At 69.8% G+C, this 3,354-nt stretch carries 2 protein-coding genes; both read left to right on the forward strand.

Annotated features, from left to right (window positions below):
• Positions 1-139: 139 nt before the first annotated feature.
• Complete coding sequence (gene nsdA / locus ACWGIU_RS33245) at positions 140-1,630, forward strand: transcriptional repressor NsdA (protein WP_453711827.1); 1,491 nt, start codon at positions 140-142, stop codon at positions 1,628-1,630.
• Between the two features lie 380 nt (positions 1,631-2,010).
• On the forward strand, positions 2,011-3,351 hold the full coding sequence (locus ACWGIU_RS33250) for an ammonium transporter (RefSeq protein ID WP_453711828.1): 1,341 nt from the start codon (positions 2,011-2,013) through the stop codon (positions 3,349-3,351).
• The last annotated feature ends 3 nt before the right edge of the window (positions 3,352-3,354 follow it).

Here is a 3,354-nt window from a genome sequence, read left to right on the forward strand (position 1 = left end):
TCGGTACACGAAACCGAAGGCTGCCCATCCGTGGGTATGCCGGAGGCAATATGTGAAGGACTTGTGAAGGTCCCTGGAGGCGCACGGCGCCCCGGCCAAGGTTTCGTGTGGAAGATGCTGAGCGGATGGGGGCGTTCCAGTGAGCGGCAACGGCGCAAGCGGAACGAGCGAGGATGCTGCTGCGCGCAATGACCAGCTGACCTCGTGGTTCGTCCGCAGCGGTTGGTCCAAGGGTGAACTCGCCCGGCAGGTCAACCGCCGGGCGCGCCAGATGGGTGCCCACCACATCAGCACGGACACCTCACGGGTGCGCCGCTGGCTCGACGGTGAACAGCCCCGCGAGCCCGTCCCGCGCATCCTGTCCGAGCTGTTCTCCGAGCGCTTCGGATCCGTCGTCGCGATCGAGCAGCTCGGCCTGCGCACCGCCCACCAGACCCCCTCCGTCTCCGGGGTCGACCTGCCCTGGGCCGGCCCGCAGACCGTCGAACTCCTCGGCGAGTTCTCCCGCAGCGACCTGATGCTGGCGCGCCGCGGCTTCCTCGGGACGTCGCTCGCCCTCTCCGCCGGCCCCGCCCTCATCGAGCCCATGCAGCGCTGGCTCGTCCCGGCCCCGGTCGCCGACCCGGGACCGCGCGGGGCGGGCCCGACGGGGGCGCTCGGCGGTCACCGCCCGCCCCGTCTCTCCGAACCGGAACTCGACCTCCTCGACGCCACCACCGTCATGTTCCGCCAGTGGGACGCCCAGTGCGGCGGCGGACTGCGCCGCAAGGCCGTCGTGGGCCAGCTCCACGAGGTCACCGACCTGCTCCAGGAGAACCACCCGGCCCCGGTCATGAAGCGGCTCTTCAAGGTCGCCGCCGAACTGGCCGAACTGGCCGGCTGGATGAGCTACGACATCGGCTTGCACCCCACCGCGCAGAAATACTTCGTGCTCGCGCTGCACGCCGCCAAGGAGGCCGGCGACAAGCCCCTCGGCTCGTACATCCTCTCGGGCATGAGCCGCCAGATGATCCATCTGGGGCGTCCCGAGGACGCGCTGGAACTCGTCCACCTCGCGCAGTACGGCAGCCGTGACTGCGCCGGCCCGCGCACGCAGGCCATGCTGTATGCGATGGAGGCCCGCGCGTACGCCAACATGGGCCAGCCCAGCCGCTGCAAGCGGGCCGTCCGGATGGCCGAGGACACCTTCTCCGACGTCGGCTTCGCGGGCGAGCCCGAACCCGACTGGATCCGCTTCTTCTCCGAGGCCGAGCTGAACGGCGAGAACTCCCACTCGTACCGGGACCTGGCCTACGTGGCCGGGCGCAGCCCCATGTACGCCTCCCTCGCCGAGCCCGTCATGGAACGGGCCGTCGAGCTCTTCGAGAAGGATGAGGAGCACCAGCGCTCCTACGCCCTCAATCTCATCGGCATGGCCACCGTGCACCTGCTCCAGCGCGAGCCCGAGCAGGCCGCGGCCCTCGTCGACCGGGCCCTCGACGTGGCGGGAAAGGTGCGGTCCGAACGGGTGAACACCCGCCTGCGCAAGACCGTCGACACCGCCGCCCGTGAGTACGGCGACGTCGCCGAAGTGGTGCGGCTCACCGACCACCTCGCCTCCCGGCTCCCCGAAGCCGCGGAGGCCGTCTGACGGCCCACGCGGCCGCCCCCGAGGCCCCGGCCGTGGCAGTCACCCCGTGAAGCCCGATCAGGCTCCCCCAGCCAGGACATCCGGGTCACTGCCGCGGCCGGTTTCCGTTCTTCGCGGCTGAACCGCCGCCGCTCTCGCGGAGGTGGTTGCTCGCCGTCATGGTTCCTCGATCGACGGCTGCCGCGTTCACGACGTCGTAACACCACGGATGCCTTCGTCATCGGCGCGAAACACCGAGCGGCGCCGCCGGAAACCGGCCTGCGCGAATCTCAGGGTCATTAACCGGCCAGCCTCCCCAGCCCGGCCGGACACCCCTTTTTACGCCGCTCAGGTTTTCACGATCGCCCGCACGCGAACGTACCGACGACGAGGAGACGCCGATGGCATCAGCCATCACGACCCTCGCGGCAGACGCCCCGACGCTGTCTGCCGCGAACACCGGGTTCATGCTCATCTGCTCCGCCCTGGTCATGCTGATGACCCCGGGACTCGCCTTCTTCTACGGAGGCATGGTCCGCGTCAAGAGCAGCCTCAACATGCTGATGATGAGCTTCATCAGCCTCGGGATCGTCACGATCCTGTGGGTCCTCTACGGCTTCAGCCTCGCCTTCGGCACCGACTCAGGCTCCCTGATCGGCTGGAACTCCGACTACGTAGGCCTCAGCGGCATCGGGATCACCGAGCTGTGGGACGGCTACACCATCCCGGTCTACGTCTTCGCCGTCTTCCAGCTGATGTTCGCCGTCATCACCCCCGCCCTGATCAGCGGTGCGCTGGCCGACCGCGTGAAGTTCGGCGCCTGGGTCCTGTTCACCGGCCTGTGGGTCACCGTCGTCTACTTCCCCGTCGCCCACTGGGTCTGGGGCGCCGGCGGCTGGCTCTTCGAGCTCGGCGTCATCGACTTCGCGGGCGGCACCGCCGTCCACATCAACGCGGGCGCCGCCGCCCTCGGCGTGATCCTGGTCATCGGCAAGCGCGTCGGCTTCAAGAAGGACCCGATGCGCCCGCACAGCCTCCCGCTCGTGATGCTCGGCGCCGGTCTCCTGTGGTTCGGCTGGTTCGGCTTCAACGCGGGCTCCTGGCTCGGCAACGACGACGGCGTCGGCGCGGTCATGTTCGTCAACACCCAGGTCGCCACCGCCGCCGCCATGCTCGCCTGGCTCGGCTACGAGAAGCTGCGCCACGGCTCCTTCACCACCCTCGGCGCGGCCTCCGGCGCGGTCGCCGGCCTCGTCGCCATCACCCCCTCCGGCGGCGCGGTCAGCCCGCTCGGCGCGATCGCCATCGGCGTCATCGCCGGTGTGCTGTGCGCCATGGCCGTCGGCCTGAAGTACAAGTTCGGCTACGACGACTCCCTCGACGTGATCGGCGTCCACCTCGTCGGCGGTGTCGTCGGCTCCCTGCTCGTCGGCTTCTTCGCCACCGGCGGCGTCCAGTCCGACGTGGCCGGCCTCTTCTACGGCGGCGGTCTGGAACAGCTCGGCAAGCAGGCCATCGGCGTCTTCGCCGTCCTCGCCTACTCTCTGGTGGCATCGGCGCTGCTCGCCTTCCTCCTCGACAAGACGATCGGGATGCGGGTGTCCGAGGACGACGAGGTCGCCGGCATCGACCAGGTCGAGCACGCCGAGACGGCCTACGACTTCAGCGGAGCCGGCGGCGGAGCCGCCTCGCGGAGCACCGCTGCCCCCGCCCCCGCCGCGAGCAAGAAGGTTGACGCATGAAGC

The sequence above is a fragment of the Streptomyces sp. NPDC054840 genome (assembly GCF_053611065.1).

Excerpts from the sequence above, each read along its gene's own strand:
- ACWGIU_RS33250 (WP_453711828.1), top strand. The coding sequence starts at position 2,011 with ATGGCATCAGCCATCACGACCCTCGCGGCAGACGCCCCGACGCTGTCT.